Here is a 15,388-nt window from a genome sequence, read left to right on the forward strand (position 1 = left end):
TCACATTAGTTAGCTTGGACCCTGCCTGAAACGAAGCGGAATCGGATTGCGACATTCTTGAAATGCCGCAATCTCTTCACCAATTCGAAATCAAGCCGCCAGACACGAATGTCCGCATAATGTGGACTTGGCAGGCCTGATTATTATGGAGCAGACCATGACCAATTCCGCATTGATCCGACCGGCATGGACGCCAGCCACGATTGCGCTGATGGTGCTCGGCTTCTTTCTCTTCTGGCCGCTTGGCCTTGCCATGCTCGCCTATATTCTTTGGGGCGACCGCCTCGAAGGGTTCAAGCGCGGCGTCAACGAGAAGACCGATTCCATGTTCGGTTCTTTCCGCAACTGCCGCAAGAGCGAGAGCTTCAACTTTGGCAGCGCCACCGGCAACGCAGCCTTCGACGACTGGCGTCGCGAAGAACTGGACCGCCTTGCCGAAGAGCGCCGCAAGCTTGACGAAGCCCGCGCCGAATTCGAATCCTATGCCGCAGAGCTTCGCCGCGCACGCGACAAGGAAGAGTTCGATCGCTTCATGGCCGAGCGTCGCGCTGCCGCCAAGAAGACGCCAGCCAAGGGTGGCAAGAACGACATCACCGATCTTTGATAGGGTATAACACCCTGAAATCTCTTGAAACGGCGCGGTAAAACCGCGCCGTTTTGCTTAAAAAGGCTTTTTTGTCTGGCTTTTCCCGCGAATCGCTTATTCTTAAGCGATGGGCTTATCCTTCCTTCGGCAAAACAGCGGCAACAGGGCATCAGCCAATACGGCGACGGTCCGGAGCGAACGCATCCATGCGGTGGCGGGTCGCGAGCTGCCGTTGCGTGTGTTCGAAAACCCGCGCGCCAAGCGTCTGACATTGCGCATCGAAGCTGGCGGAAAAGGACTGCGCATCACTGTCCCGCCCGGCCTGCCTGAGCGCGAGGTACAGAGCTTTCTCAAGCGCCATCAGGGATGGATCGAAAGCCGCATCACCAAACTGCCGGATCAGCCCGCCGTGCGTCCCGGCGTGAAAATTCCCATTCGCGGCGTGCCGCACCTCATCATGCATCAGCCCGGACGCGGCACAGTCGACCTTCTTGAAGGCAATGTGCTGCTGGTTCATGGCGATCCCAGTCATTTGCCGCGCCGTCTGGCCGATTATCTCAAAGGTCAGGTGAAGCGGGATATCGAAACGCTGGTCGCGCGCCACACGGCGACTGTCGGGCGCAAGGACAAGGCTGTCCGCTTCAAGGACACCAAGAGCCGCTGGGGCTCATGCACCTCGGATGGCGTTCTTTCCTTTTCATGGCGTATCGGCATGGCACCCCCGGCCGTCATCAACTATCTCGTTGCGCATGAAGTCGCGCATCTGATCGAGATGAATCATGGGCCGCAATTCTGGAAACTCTGTCAGGAGCTTTGCCCCGATACGGAACGCTGCAAGGCGTGGCTGAAGCGAAATGGCAGCGCATTACAGGCTATAGACTTTACATGAACCCATCAATACTGACCGCCGCCAAGGTGCTGTGGGACTACCACTGCATTTACGATCCCATTCCGGCATCCGATGTCATCATCGGGCTCGGCAGCTACGATCTGCGCGTGGCGGAGCGCGCCGCCGATCTCTATCTCGAAGGCATGGCCCCGCTGGTGATCTTCACCGGCAAAAGCGGTCACTGGACCGAAAATCTTTATCCTGCCAGTGAAGCGGAAGCCTTTGCCGAAGTGGCAATACGGCGCGGTGTGCCCGAAGAGGCAATAACCATCGAGCCGAACGCCACCAATATTGGCGAAAACATCCGTTTCTCGCTCGAAAAAATGCTGCCCGGCGTGATCAGCCCGATTTTCGTCACCAAGCCGCAGACGCAGCGCCGCGTGCACGCCACCGTCGCGCGGCAATGGCCGGAAGCAAAGGCCAGTGTGACTGCACCGCTCCTTTCCTTCGAAGAACAGCCGACACCCGCCTATCCGGTGGAGATGCTCATCAACGAGATGACCGGCGATCTGGAGCGTATTCTGGACTATCCGGCCAAAGGCTACCAGATTGCGCAGGCTGTTCCCATGGAGGTCATGGAAGCGTATGATTTCCTGATCGCACGAGGTTTTGACGGACATACCGTCAGAGATTAGTTGCGAATAGGTGCTAACGGCTTGAGAAGCGCCTCGTTTTGTGCGACGGGAAACCCATGGCTTTGGATATCAAGATATGCGGGCTGAAAACGCCTGATACTGTCGCTGCCGCTCTTGACGGCGGTGCGACGCATATCGGCTTTATCTTTTTTCCAAAAAGCCCGCGCAATATCGCACCCGATGCCGCAGCCAAGCTGCGCCCTGCCGCGCTTGGTCGGGCCAAGGTTGTCGCCGTAACGGTGGATGCCGACGATGCGACGCTGGACGAAATCGTCAGCGCCGTAAAACCGGATATTCTGCAACTGCATGGTCATGAAACGCCGGAGCGCGTGCGCTTTGTAAAAGAGCGCTACGGCCTGCCGGTCATGAAAGCCTTTGCGATCCGCAGCGCCGACGATCTGGCCGCTATCGCACCCTATAAGGGTATTGCCGACCGCTTCCTGTTCGACGCCAAACCGCCGAAGGGATCGGAATTGCCAGGCGGCAACGGGGTCTCCTTCGATTGGGGCCTGCTCGATGCGCTTGACGCGGATGTCGATTACATGCTTTCCGGTGGATTGAACGCTGGCAACATTGCCGAGGCGCTGCACGAGACGCACGCGCCGGGCATCGACATATCGTCTGGCGTCGAGCGCACACCGGGCGAAAAGGACGTGCGTCTCATTGAAGATTTTTTCCAGGCTGTCGCCGATGCGGATGTATCACCGTCCGCCCGACGTACCCAGACAGGGGTAGCCTGAACATGACGGAGCTGAAGCGTTGAACAAGCCGGTTGAACCCAATTCCTACAAGACAGGCCCGGATGAAGAGGGCATGTTCGGTATTTTCGGCGGACGTTTCGTCGCCGAGACGCTGATGCCGCTGATCCTCGAATTGCAGGAGGCCTATGAAACGGCCAAGAACGATCCTGAATTCAAGGCCGAGCTTTCCGCCCTTTCGACCTATTATGCCGGTCGGCCTTCCAAGCTGTATTTCGCTGAAGGCCTGACCAAGCATTTGGGCGGCGCAAAGATCTACTTCAAGCGCGAAGACCTGAACCACACGGGCAGCCACAAGATCAACAACTGCCTCGGCCAGATTCTGCTGGCCAAGCGCATGGGCAAGACCCGCATCATCGCCGAAACCGGCGCTGGCCAGCACGGCGTTGCATCGGCCACCGTCGCCGCACGTTTCGGCCTGCCTTGCGTCGTCTATATGGGCGCAACGGACGTTGAACGTCAGAAGCCGAATGTGTTCCGCATGAAGCTGCTGGGTGCCGAAGTAAAGCCTGTCACGGCTGGCAACGGCACGCTCAAGGACGCGATGAACGAAGCGCTTCGCGACTGGGTCACGAATGTTGAAGACACCTATTACCTGATCGGCACGGCTGCCGGTCCGCATCCCTATCCGGAACTGGTCCGCGACTTCCAGTCGGTCATCGGCACGGAAGCCCGCCAGCAGATTCTCGAACAGGAAGGCCGCCTGCCGGATGTCATCATCGCAGCTGTCGGCGGCGGTTCCAATGCCATCGGTCTGTTCCATCCTTTCCTCGACGACGCATCGGTCAAGATCGTCGGTGTCGAGGCAGGCGGGCACGGTCTCGACGGTGACGAGCATTGCGCATCGATGAGCGCGGGTCGTCCGGGCGTTCTGCACGGCAACCGCACCTATCTGCTCCAGAACGAAGACGGACAGATTCTCGAAGGCCATTCGGTTTCCGCCGGTCTCGACTATCCGGGTGTCGGCCCGGAACATTCCTGGCTCAAGGATTCGGGTCGCGTCGATTACGTGCCCATCCTCGACACGGAAGCACTGGATGCCTTCCAGCTTGCGACCCGCGTCGAAGGCATCATTCCGGCACTCGAATCCGCCCATGCCATTGCGCAGGCCGTCAAGATGGCGCCAACCATGGGCAAGGACCAGATCATGATCGTCAACCTGTCTGGCCGTGGCGACAAGGACGTCCACACGGTCGGCAAGCTGCTCGGCATGGATATCTGAGGACAGAATGGGCAAAGACGCTGCCGAGCTTTCCACCTACAGACCGCGCGCCGCATGGTTCGACGGCCTGACGGAATGCGGCCCGGCGACGATCAAGCTCAACATCATTGAAGCGGACCCTTCCAATCCGCTTGCCGAAGCTGCGGTGGGCATCGCCCGCAGGCAGATCGCAAATGCTGCGGCAAGGCTTGAAGCCCTGCCGCATCAGGACGCCGGTTTCGCCATTCTCCATCAGGGTGAGGAAAGCCTGTGGCTTCTGCTGCACTGGTGGCTGGAAGGCGGCATCGCAACGGAAATGCTGTGGCAGTCCGAACTCGGCGACGAGATCGAATTCATGCCCGCACAGCCCTTGCTGATGGCCTGCGTCTGGGAACTCGGAATTATTGACTTTGAACGGCGCGCTTGGATGGAGACGGCCATGTCCGGCAAACCCATCGCCGATTATCTTGCGCGCACTTTGCCACGGGGCACGGTATGACCACTCGCATCGACACCAAATTCGCCGCATTGAAGACCGAGGGCCGTCCGGCACTGGTCACCTATTTCATGGGTGGCGATCCCGACCTCGAAACCTCGCTCAAGGTCATGAAGGCGCTGCCGAAGGCCGGTGCGGATGTGATCGAGCTGGGCATGGCCTTTTCCGATCCGATGGCGGACGGCCCGGCCATCGAGGCTGCTGGTCTGCGCGCCCTGAAAGCCGGACAGTCGCTGACCAAGACGCTCTACATGGCCGCCGAATTCCGCAAGGAAGACGACACGACCCCGATCGTGCTGATGGGCTATTACAACCCGATCTATATCTATGGCGTCGAGCGCTTTCTCACTGACGCCAAGGCTTCCGGCGTCGATGGACTGATCATTGTCGATCTGCCGTCGGAGATGGACGCTGAGCTTTGCGTCCCGGCCATGAAAGCTGGCATCAACTTCATTCGCCTGACGACGCCGACCACCGACGACAACCGTCTGCCGAAGGTTCTGCATAATGCATCGGGCTTCGTCTATTACGTCTCGATGAACGGCATCACCGGCTCGGCCATCGCCGATACGGCGCGCGTCGGCAACGCGGTACGTCACATCAAGAAGAGCACAGATCTGCCGATCTGCGTCGGCTTCGGCGTCAAGACGCCGGAACAGGCTGCCGCCATTGCCGCCCATGCGGATGGCGTCGTTGTCGGCACGGCAATCGTCAATGCGGTGGCCGGTGAATTGACGCCGGAAGGCGCCCTTAAGGGCGATCCTGTGGCCGCCGTGAGCAAACTTGTCGGTGCACTGGCGCAAAGCGTTCGCACGACACGCCTTGAAGCCGCCCAATAAATCGTCCATTTAAGCGGGTAGAATTGCTTTTCCGCATAAGCGGGCGCAAAGACGCCTGCACTTTCTGTCGGAAATGCTAGCCGTCGAAGAACAAGAAACGGAACCAAACGTCATGAACTGGATCACCAACTACGTTCGTCCGAAGATCAACTCGATGCTTGGTCGTCGCGAAATGCCGGAAAACCTCTGGATCAAGGATCCGTCGACCGGCGAGATGGTGTTCCACAAGGATCTGGAGAGCAACCAGTTCGTGATCCCGTCTTCGGGCCATCACATGCGCATCAAGGCGAAAGACCGCCTGCGCTTCTTCTTCGACAATGGCGAATATACCACGCTCGACGCGCCGAAGGTTCCGGTTGATCCGCTGAAATTCCGCGACGAGAAGAAATATATCGACCGTCTCAAGGATTACCGCACCCGCACCGGCATGGACGATGCCATCGTCAACGGCCTCGGCACCATCGAAGGTCTGCCGATTGTCGCCACCGTGCAGGATTTCGGTTTCATGGGCGGCTCGCTCGGCATGGGCGCTGGTGAGGCGATCATTCAGGGCTTCGAAAAGGCCATCGAGCTGAAGCGTCCGCTGGTTCTGTTCGCTGCATCGGGCGGCGCGCGCATGCAGGAAGGTATTCTCTCGCTGATGCAGCTTCCGCGCACCACCGTTGCCGTGGAAATGTTGAAAGAGGCAGGCCTGCCTTACATCGTCGTGCTCACCAACCCGACCACGGGCGGCGTGACGGCTTCCTACGCCATGCTGGGCGACATTCACATTGCCGAGCCGGGTGCACTGATCGGCTTTGCTGGTCCGCGCGTGATCGAACAGACCATCCGCGAAAAGCTGCCGGAAGGCTTCCAGAGCGCTGAATATCTGATGGAGCACGGCATGGTGGACATGGTTGTGCCACGCACCGAGCTGAAGGAAACGATTGCACGTCTCCTGAAAATCATGACCAAGCAGCCGGCCAACACCGACAGCCCGGTATCGCCAAAGCCGGATACCGATAGCAAGGCGGCCTGATATGGGCAGCCAGATCGTGGCAGGCAAGGCGGCTGCCGCTATCGAGCGGCTGATGCAACTGCATCCGAAAGGATTTGACCTCTCTCTGGACCGCATTCGCGGTCTATTGGAGAAACTCGGCAATCCGCATCTCAAACTACCGCCTGTGATCCATATTGCCGGGACCAACGGCAAAGGATCGGCTACCGCCTTCTGCCGCGCCATTCTTGAGGCGGGCGGTTTTGACGTCCACGTTCACACCTCGCCGCATCTGGTCAACTGGCACGAGCGTTATCGCCTGGCTGCGCCCGGCGGCGGCAAGCTGGTCGAAGACGATGTTCTGGCCGATGCAATCGAGCGCGTTGCGGCGGCCAATGGCGGCCAGCACATTACGGTCTTTGAAATTCTCACCGCCGTAGCTTTCGTGCTGTTTGCCGAGCATCCCGCCGATGTCGTCATCATGGAAGTCGGCCTTGGCGGTCGTTTTGACGCGACCAATGTCATTCCCGAACCTGCTGTATCGCTGATCATGCCGGTCTCTATCGATCATCAGGCTTTTCTCGGCGACCGCGTGGAGCTTATTGCCGCCGAAAAGGCCGGGATCATCAAGAAGGATTGCCCGGTTGTTGTCGGCTTTCAGCCTTTCGATGCGGCGCGGGAAGTGCTCGTTTCCACGGCGGACCGTCTCGGCTGCCCGGTTTCGGTCTATGGACAGGATTTCCTGGCCTTTGAAGAACATGGCCGCATGGTCTTCCAGAACGAAGACGGGCTGATCGATCTGCCGCTTCCGCGCCTACCCGGCCGTCACCAGATTGCCAATGCTGCCGCCGCCATCGAAACGGTGCAGCTTGCGGGTTTCAACATCCCCGACAAGGCCGTCGAAAAGGCCCTAATGGTTGTAGATTGGCCCGCGCGCATGCAGCGGCTGACGCACGGCACGCTGGTCGATCTTGCACCGGCGACGTCGGAAATCTGGCTCGACGGGGGGCACAATCCGGGCGCAGGTGCGGTGATCGCGGAAGCTTTCGGCGATCTCGAAGAACGCAATGCGCGCCCGTTGTTCCTGATTACCGGCATGATCAACACCAAGGACCCTGTCGGCTATTTTGAGGCCTTTGCGGGCATGGCGCGCCATGTCTTCACCGTGCCGATCCCATCCAGCGATGCGGGCATACCGAACGATGCGCTGGCTGTATCGGCCCAAAAAGCCGGCTTGTCAGCCGAACCGGTCCACTCGGTCGCCAATGCGCTGAAGCTCCTGCACGATACATGGCCTGCCGATGAAATTCCGCCGCGCATCCTGATTGGCGGCTCGCTCTATCTTGCGGGCGAAGTATTGGAAGAGAACAATACACCACCGACCTAATTAAATTAGAATATTATGAGATAATAAGTAATCACTCTTTCGCCTTTATTTACACCCATTAATTACTGATTGTAATTTTAATGATGGATATTTAAATGCGTAATACGATTATTATTTCAACAATTCTGTTTGTGAGCTTTTCGGTTACATCTTCTTTTGCTGCGAGTCCCACAAACGGAGCCTACACAAAGGGAACTGGCATCAAGGTAATGCCATTTTGCGCTATCGGTACCAAACCATCTGCCGATGGCAAATACTATATTCTTGGCACGCACAACGAATGCAAGCCGATCAATACCAGCGACACCGACACCAAGAAGAAGCCGAAGTAAGCGCACGCGGGCTTCTTCGAGCAATAAAAAACCCGGCACCAAGGCCGGGTTTTTTATTGGAATGCTGCTACACCGTTTTAACACGCATCTTATCCGAAAACTGTTACACACTTTTCGGGATGCGCTTGGATCAAGCAGCGGAAGCCTTGATCCAGTCGGCAAGGCGGCTCTTCGGAGCAGCGCCAACCATATTGGCGGCGAGTTCGCCGTCCTTGAACATCAGGAGCGTCGGGATCGAGCGCACACCGAACTGGGCTGCGAGTTCCGGATTTTCATCAATGTTGACCTTGGCGATCTTGACCTGACCGGCCATTTCCGCAGCGATTTCGTCAAGCGCCGGAGCGATCATCTTGCATGGACCGCACCATTCTGCCCAGAAATCCACCACGACCGGCTCGTTCGACTGAAGAACGTCCGACTGAAAATTGCTGTTATCGACCTTAACGGTTGCCATAGGGCTATCCTCTATATGGTTAAGAACGGCAGACATCTTCACAGACTCACACGCAATCCGCTCTTTCTTCGCTATATCATGTGGCGTGTCCGCTGCCATCCGTCAAGTTCTAGTTACTCACCTTTCCTTGAGAGTCTCTCAGCGCCTGCATGGCTTCATCAAGAACAGCATCGGACAACGGCAAAAGGAACGGTCCCTCTGTGAAGAGCAGTGCTGTTTCCACGACCCGCCCCGGATAGAGCGGCTCCAGCAGCGCCTTATAAAGTGCAAGCTGCGCGCGATAGGCGAAAGGAACTGCCTCGACGGTCTTTGGCGGCGGCCTGTTGGTCTTGTAGTCGACAACGAGCACGCTGGTCTCGTCAACGCTGATGCGGTCAACCTGACCGGACACCGCATGATCGCGCCCGCCAAGATTGATCGTGCCCATGATTGCGACTTCGCCCCGCGAACCAGAAGCGAAAACCGGCGCAAATCGCTGATCCCCCAGAATGGCCTTCACGCTTAGAGCGGCATTGTGGCGCTCGGCCTCCGGCCAGTCGCCTGCGATCCGAGCGAGATAATCTTCCGCCAGCTTTTCCCGCTCGCCCTCCGGAACTTCCGGCAGATATTGCAGCAGCATGTGGATCGCCGTGCCGCGTCGCAAGGCAAAGCCGGGCGCACCCTCACCGACGATATCGCCGAGCACCGGCGAGCTGATATCAAGTGGCGGCTCTTCATCCGCCTCGATCAACGCTGACGCACCAGAAGGTGCCAGAGGGCGCGGGAGACCCGCTTCTGGCTTGACCGGCAGCAGATATTCCGGCGGCAAGGCGGGCAATGGCGCCGCGTCTGCCTGATCCGGCTCGATAATTTCCGTCAATCCGCGTGGCGTGTTGCGGTAGCGCCGTGCGGCAACACCTTGCACGGGATGCACATAGGTCTCCGATTTGACGGCAAGCGCATCCTCGGCCAGCCTGTGCCAAGTCTCGCCGCTCTCGCGCGTGCCGCGATAGCCGCAGATGATGAGGCGGTCTTCGGCGCGCGTCATGCCGACATAAAGCAAACGGCGATATTCTTCCTCAGCACGGGCTTTCAGATCTTCGACACGTGAAGCGGTAAAGCCGGTCTGCCACCCGCCATTCGGCTGCCAGAGATAGCCTTTCACCGGCGCACCATCATGCGGTAGATCATAAGGGATCAGCTTGGGCGCACGGCTTCCGGTCCAGACGGCGCTACCGGGATCGACCAGAAACACAACCGCACCCTCAAGACCCTTGGCCGCGTGGACGGTCATGAGGCGCACTTCGTTGCGACCCTGATCCAGCTCACGTTTGATTTCCGGCGAGGCTGCATCCAGCGTTTCCAGGAAAGCCTGCAAGCCCGGCAGACCAGCGCGCTCGGCAGAGAGCGCATAGTTCTGAAACTCGTCGATAATGTCGCCCGCTTCCGGCCCAAGCCGCGCCAGAAGCTTTCGGCGTGCGCCGTCGGCGCTGAGAATGCGCGCATAAAATTCGAAAACCGGCATCGTGTCGGCCATGCCGCGCCAACGGCTCAAGATCTTGTGGATCGCACCAAGCGCCTCATCATCGCGCGAGACGCGATAGAGATGCTCGAACAGCGTCGAGCCGGACCCACGCGGATAAGCGAGCGCAAACAGCCTGTCATCATCCCAGCCGAAGAGCGGACTTTTGAGAAGCGAAGCTAGCGAAAGATCATCCGAGGGCTGCAAAACGAAACGTCCGAGTGCCATCAGATCCTGAATGGCGATATGGCTGGTGAGGCGCAGACGGTCCGCACCGGCCACAGGAACACCAAGGTTCTTCAGCGCCCGTGACAAGGCAGGCATGAACTGATCACGCTTGCGCACCAGCACCATGATATCACGCGGCGCGATGCGTCGGTTCTGACCCGGTATGGGTTCGCCCCTATCCAGCCAGTAGCGAATGGTGGCGGCGATCTGTTCGGCCAGTCGCACGGCGGGCGCGGCAAGATGATCGACAGGCACGCGCCAGTCATCCGGCTCTTCCACCGCTTCCGGCGTCAGCATGTCCCAGATTTCCACCTCGCCCGGCGCATCGGCGCGAATGGCATCGTGAACCGTGGCACCCGCAAGCCCGCGATTGGCTTCCGGTCTTGCAAACACTTCATCCACCGCCTGCAACACATCGGGAGCCGAACGGAACGAGAAGTTGAGACTGACACGCTCGAATTTCAGATCGGCATCACCTGCGCGAAGACTGACCGAGCGGCCCTGCGCGGCAAAATCTTCCGGCACGGCCCCCTGAAACGAATAGATCGACTGCTTCTCGTCACCGACGGCAAACAGCGTGCGTTGCAGGTTGCGCTGGCCGAGACCGGCAAAAAACTCTTCCGACAACATGCGGATGACCTGCCACTGGTCGGGGCTGGTATCCTGCGCTTCATCGACGAGAATATGATCAATGCCGCGATCAAGCTTGTACTGCACCCACTGCCCTGCCCCATCGCGGGCGAGCAGCGCCACGGTCCGCGTGATCAGATCTTCAAAGTCGAGCAGACCGCGCTTGCGCTTGAGATCATGATAGCGTTGCAGAAGATCGTCGATCAGCGTCAGCGCGGCCAGATTGAGCCGCACGAGGCGCAATTCCTTCAGCCGGTCGAGCCCCATTTCAACACGGGAAGCAGCGCCATCAAACGCTTCCTCGAATTCCGGCAGCAGTTTCTTCACCGCCGCCGAACCGACATAGGCGCCTGATTTCGGCTCTCCGGTGCTTTTCAGAAACGCAGCGCGCAACACCGCCTCGCGGTCACGGGTGGTGCTCACCTTGTCGTAGCGCTTCAATTGCAGCGCAAAATCATGCGCACGCGCAGCACCCTTCTGGATCGAAAGAATGAGATCGAGCGTGTCATCGGAAAATTCGGGAACCGGCCAGAGCTCAGCCAGAATATCGCTTTCGCGCTCATCCGGTTCGAAACCGAAGGCGCGATGCAGGGTCTCGACACGCGTTTCGGCAATGCCCAATTCTGCAATATAGCGCTGCAAGCCGTTACGCCGGTTCACAGCCTCATCCAGCAGCGATTGCAGCCCCATTTCGCCCGATGCCTGCAAAACATCGGCAAAGGCCGCTGCAATATCCGTATCGCCGCCGCCATGCGCGGTTTCGAGCAGCTGACGCCGTGCTTCGCCCACGAGTGCTGCCTGCATCAGGTCGTCCATCATCTCGAAATGGCCGGCGATATTCGCCTCAAGTGGAAACTGATGCAGGATGGCTTCGCAAAACGCATGGATGGTCTGGATTTTCAGGCCGCCCGGCGTTTCCAGTGCGCGGGCGAAAAGCCGCCGCGCAACCGCGAGGCGAGGCGCGCCCGGCCTGCGACCTTCAAGCGATTTCAACCGCTCGGCCAGTTCGCTATCCGGCAGCACAGCCCATTCAGACAGACGCGCAAAAACACGGTTCTGCATCACCGCCGCCGCCGCCTTCGTATAGGTGAGGCAGAGGATTTTCGAAGGATCTGTCCCTTCGAGCAACAGACGGATAACGCGCTCGGTCAGAACATGTGTCTTGCCCGACCCGGCATTGGCCGACACCCAGACCGACGCGGCGGGATTGGCAGCTGCACTTTGCGCGCGCAACGTTTCGGGTGGAATAATAGGTGCTTTCTTCATTCGCCGCCCTCCCCACCGGCATCGCCGCCAGCGGACCACTCCAGCACACGTGCAAGATGATCATAGTCACCCGTCAGGTCTGTTTCGCGGAACGGCAGCGCGCGCGAAAGATAACCCTTATCCGGCTTCTGATACTCAGCCAGCAACTGCGCAAGGCGCTGCCATGCTTCCTCACCCAAAGCGGGTGCGGTTTTTTCCGATGGCGGCCTGCTGATCTTCAAAATGGATTCCGGTTTCACCTCGCCCCCGGCCCGAAGCCGCACATAGGTGAGATCGGACGCCCGAACGGAGCCGACCTCGCGGAATGCGCCCCGCACCAGAAGAGCAGCCTCCAGCGCCAGCTGCGGTGATAGCAAAACATGCGCCTGACGCGGCGACGGCGTGGAGCCGGTTTTATAGTCGATGATATCCGCAGTGCCGTCCCGCATCAGATCGATACGGTCAGCACGCCCTGAAAGGGTAATACCAAGGTTTTCGATCTCCCGTTTGTCCGAGGCGATTTCTGCAAACCGTGTCTGCATATTATAAGCGCGCTCCCGCTCCCATTCGAGAAACTGCGGGATCAGCGCCGTGAAGCGCGGCCACCAGACGGCTTCGATCTCGGTCGGCAAATCCATATCGGCAAACAGGATGCGCCCCAGTTCCATCAAGCGCTCGGCGGCGTCAGGAGACAACGGGTCGATATTTTCCTGCGTGAAATGTCCAAGAATGTCATGGAAAAGCGTGCCACGTTCAGCCGCTGCCGGGTCGCGGATCAGTGGCTCCAGCGGACGCAGCTTGAGAATTTTCTTGGCGAAGATCGCGTAAGGATCGCGACGCAGCGTTTCCACTTCCGTGACAGAGAAATGCCTGGGCCGCGCTGCAACCGGCGGCGCAGGCTCAGGCCTTTTGACGAAAGGCACATCCGGTGCACGATCAATCTCCCGCGACCAGTGCAGGAAACGCTGACCACGCTGGCGCATCTCTTTGGTCACATCCGCACCCAGCACGGTTTCCAGCCGCTGCAACCAGCGCGATGTCACCGTTGGTGCGTTGTCGGAACGCTGGGAGCGAGACAGCACCACATGGTCCATGCCAAGCGCCATTTGAAAATCATGCGCGGCAAGGCCCGTGCGCCGCTCCGGCGGATCAAGCGCGATCATCGCTTTCATCGGGCGCGACATAAAGGGATCGTTGCGGGTCTTGGCAGGCCAGCTGCCTTCATTCAGACCGCCGATCACCACCGTATCGACCGTCTGTAGACGCGCTTCGAGCGCACCCCAGACGAAGACGCGCGGATGTCCGCCCGGATGCGGCTTGACCGTTTCGCCCGCCATCAGCGCATCCAGAATTGCAGGCCATTCGCTGGCTTCGAAATCCAGTTCCGACCCGCTGGAAACCAGACCGCGCAGGAAGGAGGCAACCTTTTCGCCGCGCTCGCCGGAATAGAAGGCCGCGACACTGCCGTTTTCATCGCGCGCCATATTTTCAATGGCTTCCGCCGTAGCGCGCGCAATCTCGGCAATATTGGTTCGTCGGCTTGTTGTCGCGAAAGGCGCCAGCGGTGCCACGGCCTGGGACAGGTTTTCGCAAAGACCGCGCGCAGCGGCGATCATCTCTGGCGTGATACTGTCATGCCATGCCGGACGCCAGGACTGGTTGGCGCTTTCTTCCAGTCGTCGATCGAAAAAAGCTGGCAGGTCAGTGACGGAAGCGCGGCCGGTGCCGCCGCGAAAGGCAACAAGCTCCAGCGTTTCGCCAGCGAGACGCCGGTCGATGCGCGGTGTTTCCAGGCGCAGCAAAGGATGCTTCACCAGCGCCAGCAAGGCCACCGGATCGCCGGGATTGAACACCGTTTCGACGGTCAGGCGCAGAAGCGTCGAAGTCTCGACATCGCGCAAATGCCGCCCGCCGGAATCATCGGCATCAATGCCGAAACGCGCCAGTTCTCCAACCACGCGCCGCGCCAGATTGCGGTCCGCCGTCACCAGCGCCGCAATCTTGCCCTCTTCATGGATGGCATCACGCAGCGCCAGCGCCACCGACAAAGCTTCCTCGCGTTCGTTTGCCGCTTCAATGAGATCGATTTTGTGCGCCGAAGCCAGAAGAACATCCGGCTGCATATCCGGGTGCTGGCTGAGCGCACCCCACGCATCTGTCGTTTCCGCCGGGCGCAGCGCTTCACTCACAACGCGTTCCAGAACACGCTTCGATTTTTTCTTGCGCATGATCTCATCCGAAAAGTCTGTCAACTTTTCGGGATCATGCGTCGGCATATCCTCAATATGCTCGACATCTTCGCGGAGCGTCCCAATGGCGCGCAGCAGCTTGTGCAGGCCATATTGCGGATGCCCGAAAGTCGAAGGATTGTCTTCGGCCTCGCCCAGCATTTTCCACGCATCATCGTCCAGATCACGATCAAGCCCCGGCAAAACGACTGCGCCATTCGGCAGATGGGCGATAACGGAAACCAGTTCGGCTGTGGCCGGAATGGAGCCCGTTGAACCGGCGGCGATGACCGGCCCCGGAGGTGGGCTATCGCGCAGGCGTGCCACCTCACCCCAGATCAGCTCGTTGCGGTGTGCTGCCGGGTTGGACAGCTTGCGCTCGGCCAGAATATCGGGCCACAGCTTGGTAACGATATCGAGGAAACCGAGCGTTACCCGCCACCAGTCGGCAAGATCGTCGGGCGCGATCATGGCAAGTTCACTCCATTTCGCGCCATCGGTTTCCACCTGATCCATCAGCCCGGCCAGATCGCGGGCCAGCCAGATGGCATCGGCAGTTGTGGCCGGGACCGACACATCGTCAACGCCGAACAGCGCGCGCACATGGGCGGGCAGGGATTCACGCCATGGACGGATCAGACGCGCCAGCAGCAGAAGCCGCTCTGCCTTTGCAATTGGCGGATTGAGATCGAACACGCCCGCCGCCCCGGCATTGAAAAAAGCTGCGTCCTCATCCACATCGCCCAGCGGTCGTATCGCTGGCAAAATGGCACTCTTAGCCGGATTCATATCGACGATAACAGATCGCAAGGCACGTGCGGCGCGACGCGTCGGCACGTAAATCGTTGCGCTGGCCAGCGCCAGAGGATCTGCGGGATTGCCGGGAAAACCTTCGATCAGCCTTCCCTCAAGCAGGGCCTTGGCAAAGGCCGGCAGGAAGGGCGTTCCGGAAGGAATGGAAAACAGCCTTGGCTTTGTTTTGCTCATGCTGTTTCTCTCCTTC

At 59.3% G+C, this 15,388-nt stretch carries 13 protein-coding genes; 10 read left to right on the plus strand and 3 right to left on the minus strand.

All coding sequences use genetic code 11. The features are described from left to right. Positions 1-157: 157 nt before the first annotated feature. From FGI60_RS04280 to FGI60_RS04325, 10 genes are all read left to right on the plus strand, one after another. Positions 158-604, plus strand: coding sequence for a DUF2852 domain-containing protein (locus tag FGI60_RS04280; protein WP_078337666.1), 447 nt, complete (start codon positions 158-160; stop codon positions 602-604). Between the two features lie 109 nt (positions 605-713). Continuing rightward, positions 714-1,475: a M48 family metallopeptidase gene (locus FGI60_RS04285; RefSeq protein WP_138784081.1), complete on the plus strand. Its 762-nt coding sequence runs from the start codon at positions 714-716 to the stop codon at positions 1,473-1,475. Continuing rightward, positions 1,472-2,110 (plus strand): YdcF family protein, encoded by a 639-nt coding sequence (locus FGI60_RS04290; protein ID WP_138784082.1) that lies wholly within the window; start codon positions 1,472-1,474, stop codon positions 2,108-2,110. The genes FGI60_RS04285 and FGI60_RS04290 overlap by 4 nt, the downstream gene beginning before the upstream one ends. A 56-nt stretch (positions 2,111-2,166) precedes the next feature. Next, entirely contained in the window at positions 2,167-2,850 is a 684-nt protein-coding gene (locus FGI60_RS04295) for a phosphoribosylanthranilate isomerase (protein WP_138784083.1), read from the plus strand. Between the two features lie 19 nt (positions 2,851-2,869). After that, positions 2,870-4,090 (plus strand): tryptophan synthase subunit beta, encoded by a 1,221-nt coding sequence (trpB, locus tag FGI60_RS04300; protein WP_113533760.1) that lies wholly within the window; start codon positions 2,870-2,872, stop codon positions 4,088-4,090. Positions 4,091-4,097: 7 nt separating this feature from the next. Beyond that, positions 4,098-4,568 (plus strand): hypothetical protein, encoded by a 471-nt coding sequence (locus FGI60_RS04305; protein ID WP_078337662.1) that lies wholly within the window; start codon positions 4,098-4,100, stop codon positions 4,566-4,568. Continuing rightward, a complete protein-coding gene (gene trpA / locus FGI60_RS04310) occupies positions 4,565-5,404 on the plus strand; it encodes a tryptophan synthase subunit alpha (protein ID WP_138784084.1) in 840 nt (279 codons plus the stop codon). The genes FGI60_RS04305 and trpA overlap by 4 nt, the downstream gene beginning before the upstream one ends. A 112-nt stretch (positions 5,405-5,516) precedes the next feature. Then, positions 5,517-6,422 carry an acetyl-CoA carboxylase, carboxyltransferase subunit beta gene (gene accD / locus FGI60_RS04315; protein WP_138784085.1) on the plus strand — a complete coding sequence of 302 codons (906 nt, stop codon included), beginning with the start codon at positions 5,517-5,519 and terminating at the stop codon, positions 6,420-6,422. Between the two features lie 52 nt (positions 6,423-6,474). Next, the gene (locus FGI60_RS04320) at positions 6,475-7,767 is read left to right on the plus strand and encodes a bifunctional folylpolyglutamate synthase/dihydrofolate synthase (RefSeq protein ID WP_171058700.1); all 1,293 of its coding nucleotides are present in this window, start codon (positions 6,475-6,477) and stop codon (positions 7,765-7,767) included. 95 nt (positions 7,768-7,862) lie between these two features. Next, a complete protein-coding gene (locus FGI60_RS04325) occupies positions 7,863-8,099 on the plus strand; it encodes a hypothetical protein (RefSeq protein ID WP_138784086.1) in 237 nt (78 codons plus the stop codon). Between the two features lie 130 nt (positions 8,100-8,229). Here FGI60_RS04325 and trxA read toward each other — a convergent pair whose 3' ends face one another. The 3 genes from trxA to addB all read right to left on the minus strand — a co-directional run bounded on the left by trxA (position 8,230) and on the right by addB (position 15,372). Next, complete coding sequence (gene trxA, locus FGI60_RS04330; RefSeq protein ID WP_078337659.1) at positions 8,230-8,553, minus strand: thioredoxin; 324 nt, start codon at positions 8,551-8,553, stop codon at positions 8,230-8,232. Positions 8,554-8,662: 109 nt separating this feature from the next. Beyond that, positions 8,663-12,178 (minus strand): double-strand break repair helicase AddA, encoded by a 3,516-nt coding sequence (gene addA, locus FGI60_RS04335; RefSeq protein WP_138784087.1) that lies wholly within the window; start codon positions 12,176-12,178, stop codon positions 8,663-8,665. Continuing rightward, positions 12,175-15,372, minus strand: coding sequence for a double-strand break repair protein AddB (gene addB, locus FGI60_RS04340; RefSeq protein WP_138784088.1), 3,198 nt, complete (start codon positions 15,370-15,372; stop codon positions 12,175-12,177). The genes addA and addB overlap by 4 nt, the downstream gene beginning before the upstream one ends. Positions 15,373-15,388 lie beyond the last annotated feature (16 nt).

Source organism: Brucella haematophila, from assembly GCF_005938105.1.
Classification (GTDB): Bacteria; Pseudomonadota; Alphaproteobacteria; order Rhizobiales; family Rhizobiaceae; genus Brucella; species Brucella haematophila.